The 4529-nt window shown below is 70.4% G+C and carries 4 protein-coding genes and 1 pseudogene; 2 read left to right on the forward strand and 3 right to left on the reverse strand.

Translation table 11 applies throughout. The features are described from left to right. The 3 genes from ABFS34_15800 to acs all read right to left on the reverse strand — a co-directional run. Positions 1-203 (reverse strand): hypothetical protein (locus ABFS34_15800; protein MEN8376891.1); only part of this gene is annotated, 203 nt, incomplete at its 3' end. Then, positions 200-1858, reverse strand: a complete 1659-nt coding sequence (locus tag ABFS34_15805) for an FAD-dependent oxidoreductase (GenBank protein ID MEN8376892.1) — start codon at positions 1856-1858, stop codon at positions 200-202. The genes ABFS34_15800 and ABFS34_15805, both read right to left, overlap by 4 nt. Positions 1859-1870: 12 nt before the next feature. Beyond that, positions 1871-3811 carry an acetate--CoA ligase gene (gene acs / locus ABFS34_15810; GenBank protein MEN8376893.1) on the reverse strand — a complete coding sequence of 647 codons (1941 nt, stop codon included), beginning with the start codon at positions 3809-3811 and terminating at the stop codon, positions 1871-1873. Between the two features lie 335 nt (positions 3812-4146). On the opposite strand from acs, the pseudogene ABFS34_15815 reads away from it, so the two are divergent. Both ABFS34_15815 and ABFS34_15820 read left to right on the forward strand, forming a co-directional pair. Then, positions 4147-4287 (forward strand): annotated as a pseudogene (locus tag ABFS34_15815) (type II toxin-antitoxin system RelE/ParE family toxin). Between the two features lie 15 nt (positions 4288-4302). Beyond that, positions 4303-4529, forward strand: a 227-nt coding sequence (locus ABFS34_15820) for a HigA family addiction module antitoxin (protein MEN8376894.1), incomplete at its 3' end; no start/stop codon positions are given.

Below are 4529 nucleotides of genomic sequence, written 5' to 3' on the forward strand. Positions count from 1 at the left end.
GCGCCGCGGTCGACGCGGATGGCGAAGTGTCCCGAGAGGAGGATCCACAGCTCGTCGATGCGCTCGCCCTTCGGCGCGACGACCGCTCCTTGCTCGTGTTCGGCCAACTCGCCGTGCGCCACGAGCCAGTCCAGCTCCGCGGGCGGGATCGCCGCGAGCTTGGACAGCGCCGCCAGGCGTTCTACCAGCGCGGCGTCGCTCATACGGTCCTCAGGTACCGGTGGATCATGCCGATGGCCGCCGAGCCCTCACCCACCGCCAGCGCGACGCGCTTGCCAGACCCGCGGCGCGCGTCGCCGGCGGCGAAGATGCCCGGCACGCTGGTTTCGAGCGGGAACGGGTCGCGATCCGCCGTCCAGCCGCCGGGCCGCTTGCCGTCCACGATCGCGTCGCGCCCGGTGAAGATGAAGCCCTCCGAGTCCCGCGCGACCAGATCCGCCAGGATGTCCGTGCGCGGCGCCGTGCCGATGAAGACGAAAACCGCGTCGGCCCGCGCCTCGCGCGTAGCGCCCGAGCTCGCGTCGGCCAGCGTGATGGCCTCCAGGCGTTCCTCGCCGCGCACGCCGGCGACGACGGTTTCGGTCATGATTTCGATGTTGGGCGTCTCCTCGATCCGGTCCACCAGGTATTGCGACATGCCGTGCAGATCGGTGCCGCGCACGACCATGGTGACCTTGCGCGCGTAGCGCGAGAAGAAGATGGCCCCCTGCGCCGCGGAGTTGGCGCCCCCCACGACGAAGACGTCGCGCCCCCCGTACAGCGCACCCTCGGTCGGCGCCGCGCCGTAATAGACGCCGGCGCCAATCAGCCCCGCGACGCCGGGCACGTCCAGGTGGCGGACCTCCATGCCGGCGGCGTACAGCACGGCGTAGCAGCTCAGCTCCGCGCCGTCGGAGAGCCGGACGGTGCGGTACGGGTCTTCCCGCTCGACCGCGACGACCTCCTGCGCCGCGAGGATCTCGGCGCCGAAGCGCTTCGCCTGCGTGACGGCCCGGCGCGCCAGGTCGCCCCCGCTGACGCCGCCCGGAAAGCCCAGGTAGTTCTCGATCCGCGAGCTCGTGCCGGCCTGGCCGCCCGGGGCGTCCCGCTCCACGAGCACCGTGCGCAGCCCTTCGGAGGCGGCGTAGACCGCGCCGGCGAGCCCCGCCGGGCCGCCGCCCACGATCACCAGGTCGTAGAACTGCTTGTCGGCCCTGGTCTGCATGCCGATGGCCTCGGCCAGCTCCCGGGCTTCGGGCTGCACCAGCACGGATCCGTTCGGCAGGAAGACCACGGGCAGGTGGGGAGTCCCCGCGGACGCCGCGGCGACGAGCTCGCGCGCGGCGGCGTCGGTGTCGACGTCCAGCCACCGGTAGGGGATCTGGTTGCCCGACAGGAAGTCGCGCACCGCGTAGCACGTGGGCGAAAGCGTGGACCCGGCCACGCGGATGCCTTCGTACTCGGGGCGGGCCCTGGCCCACCAGTCGGACAGCAGGTCGTCGAGCACCGGGTAGAGCCGCTCCGAAGGCGGCTCCCACGGCTTCAGCAGGTAGTGGTCGAGGTGGATCTCGTTGATCGCCGCGATGGCCGTGTCGGTATCGGCGTACGCGGTCAGCAGCACCCGGCGCGCGTCCGGGTAGAGCTTGAGCGCCTCCACCAGGAACTGCGTCCCGGTCATGCCCGGCATGCGCTGGTCGACCACGAGTAGCGCCACGGTCATGCCGCGCTGCTTGGCCTCTCTGACCGCCTCGAGTGCCTGACCGCCCGAGGACGCCTTCATCACCCGGTAGTCGTCGCTGTAGCGCTGGCGCAGGTCCCGTTCGATCGAGTTCAGGACCTCCGGCTCGTCATCGACCGCCAGGATGACGGGTTTCCCCATGCCGCGGCCCCCCTACCCCTCCTCCTCCTCGTACTCCGTCTGCAGCCGCGCGACCACCGCCGGGTCCGCCAGCGTCGTGGTGTCGCCCAGGGTCCTGCCCTCGGCCACGTCGCGCAGGAGGCGGCGCATGATCTTGCCGGAGCGGGTCTTGGGCAGGTCGGCGGCGAAGAGGATGTCGCTGGGCTTGGCGATCGCGCCGATCTTGTCCGCCACGTGGGCGCGTAGCTCCTGCTTCAGCGCGTCGCTCGTCTCGATGCCTTCCTTCACCGTCACGAACGCCGCCACGGCCTGGCCCTTGAGCTCGTCGGCGCGGCCCACCACCGCGGCCTCGGTCACCGAGGGGTGGTCCACCAGCGCGCTCTCCACCTCCATGGTGCCGATGCGGTGCCCGGCCACGTTCAGCACGTCGTCAACGCGGCCCAGGATCCACAGGTAGCCGTCCTCGTCGCGCTTGGCGCCGTCGCCGGCGAAGTAGGTGTCGGGCCACTTGGACCAGTAGGTGTCGCGGTAGCGCTCGTCGTCGCCCCAGATGGTGCGCAGCATGCCCGGCCAGGGCCGCGTGAGCGCCAGGTAGCCGGCGTGCACCTCGGCCCCCGAGTCGTCCAGGATGGCCGCCGCGATGCCGGGGAACGGGACGGTCGCGCTGCCGGGCTTGGTCTCGGTCACGCCGGGCAGCGGGGTGATCATGATCCCGCCGGTTTCGGTCTGCCACCACGTGTCCACGATGGGACAGCTCTCGCCGCCGATGTGCTCGCGGTACCACATCCACGCCTCGGGGTTGATCGGCTCTCCCACGGTGCCGAGCAGCCGCAGCGAGGACAGGTCGTGGCGCGCGGGCCAGTCGTCGCCCCAGCGCATGAACGCCCTGATGGCGGTGGGCGCGGTGTAGAAGACGGACACGCCGTACTTGGCGACGAGCTCCCAGAAGCGGCCGCGGTCCGGGTAATCCGGCGTGCCCTCGAACATCAGCGCGGTCGCGCCGTTGGCGAGCGGGCCGTAGACGATGTAGCTGTGCCCCGTGACCCAGCCCACGTCCGCGGTGCACCAGTAGACGTCGTCCTCCTTGAGGTCGAAGACGAGCTTGGTGGTCGCGTACGCGTGCGTGAGGTAGCCGCCCGTGGTGTGCACCACGCCCTTGGGCTTCCCGGTGGTGCCCGACGTGTAGAGGATGAACAGCACGTCCTCGGCGTCCATCGGCTCGGCCGGGCAGTCCGCCGAAGCGCCCTCCACGATGTCGTGGTACCACACGTCGCGGCCCTCCACCATGGCCATCGGCGTGTCCACGCCGCGCTTCACCACGACGACGTGCTCGACCGACGTAGTCCCTTCGCACGCCTTGTCCGACGCCGCCTTGAGCGGCACCACGCCGCCCCTCCGGTAGCCGCCGTCGGCGGTGATCACGCACTTCGCTTCGGCGTCGATGATCCGGTCGCGCAGGCTCTCCGCGCTGAAGCCGCCGAAGACGACCGAGTGGATGGCGCCGATGCGCGCGCACGCGAGCATGGCGATGGCGGCCTCGGGGATCATCGGCAGGTAGATCGCGACGCGGTCCCCCTTCCCCACGCCGAGCCCCTTGAGCCCGTTGCCGAAGCGGCCCACCTCGGCGTGCAGCTCGGCGTAGGTGTAGGTGCGCGTGTCGCCGGGCTCGCCCTCCCAGATCAGCGCGGGCTTGTCGCGGCGCGGGCCGTCCAGGTGCCGGTCCAGGCAGTTGTGCGCCACGTTCAGCTTGCCGCCGTCGAACCAGCGTGCGTGCGGCGGCGTCCACTCGAGCACCGTGTGCCACGGCTCGAACCAGTCCAGCTCCTTCGCCCAGTCGGCCCAATACGCCTCGGGGTCGGCCTCGGCGCGCTCGTAGATCGCTTGGTCGGACACGTGCGCATCCCGCGCGAAGTCGGCGGGCGGAGTAAAGCGTCGGGTCTCGTGAAGAAGATCGTCCAGGGCAGCGCGGGGCATCCGGCGTCTCCGTTCGATGTTGGTTTGGGCCGCGGCGCGCGTGGCCGGGGAGGATCCGGCGGGTCGGTGCGGATCCCGACGGGATGATAGGCGAGGGCGGCGGGGCACGGCAACGTCGTCGCGCGGGGGGCTTGAGGCTCCCTCGAACTCGATGAGTAACTCGTTCGAAATTCGAACTAGTTGCGAATTGCGGATTTCGACCACTCTCCGCATGGAGGTGCCCCGGCGATCGGCCGACGGTGGGGCACGGTCGCCGCGGCCACCGAATGCGCCAGCAGAAGGGCAGAGTCGACGCTTGACAAGTGACACGTGACGGTTGACATTGGACGCGGGAACTGGACCTCCCCGGGTACGGTCTGCACCGCCTCAAGGGCAGCTTGAGGGGCCATTGGGCGGTCAAGGTCACCGGCAACTGGCGCGTGACCTTCCGTTTCGAGGAAGAGCCCGAGAGCGTCGACTTGGTCGACTATCACTAGACCCGGATCTGGCTAATGCCCATGTACGATCCTCCGCACCCGGGAGAGCAGGTCCGTCTGGCCTGTCTGGCGCCGCTGGGCCTGAGCGTCACTGACGGGGCAAAGGCCCTCGGCGTGAGTCGCCAGGCGCTCTCCGCCCTGGTGAACGGGAAGGCGGGCGTCTCCCCGGAAATGGCCGTCCGCCTCAGCAAGGTCTTCGGCTCGACTCCTCGGCTCTGGATGCAACTCCAGATGAACTACGA

This window comes from Gemmatimonadota bacterium (assembly GCA_039715185.1).
GTDB lineage: Bacteria > Gemmatimonadota > Gemmatimonadetes > Longimicrobiales > RSA9 > DATHRK01.

Bases quoted from the DNA above. Each gene is read 5' to 3' on its own strand.
- acs (MEN8376893.1), bottom strand. From the start codon at position 3,811: ATGCCCCGCGCTGCCCTGGACGATCTTCTTCACGAGACCCGACGCTTT.
- ABFS34_15805 (MEN8376892.1), bottom strand. From the start codon at position 1,858: ATGGGGAAACCCGTCATCCTGGCGGTCGATGACGAGCCGGAGGTCCTG.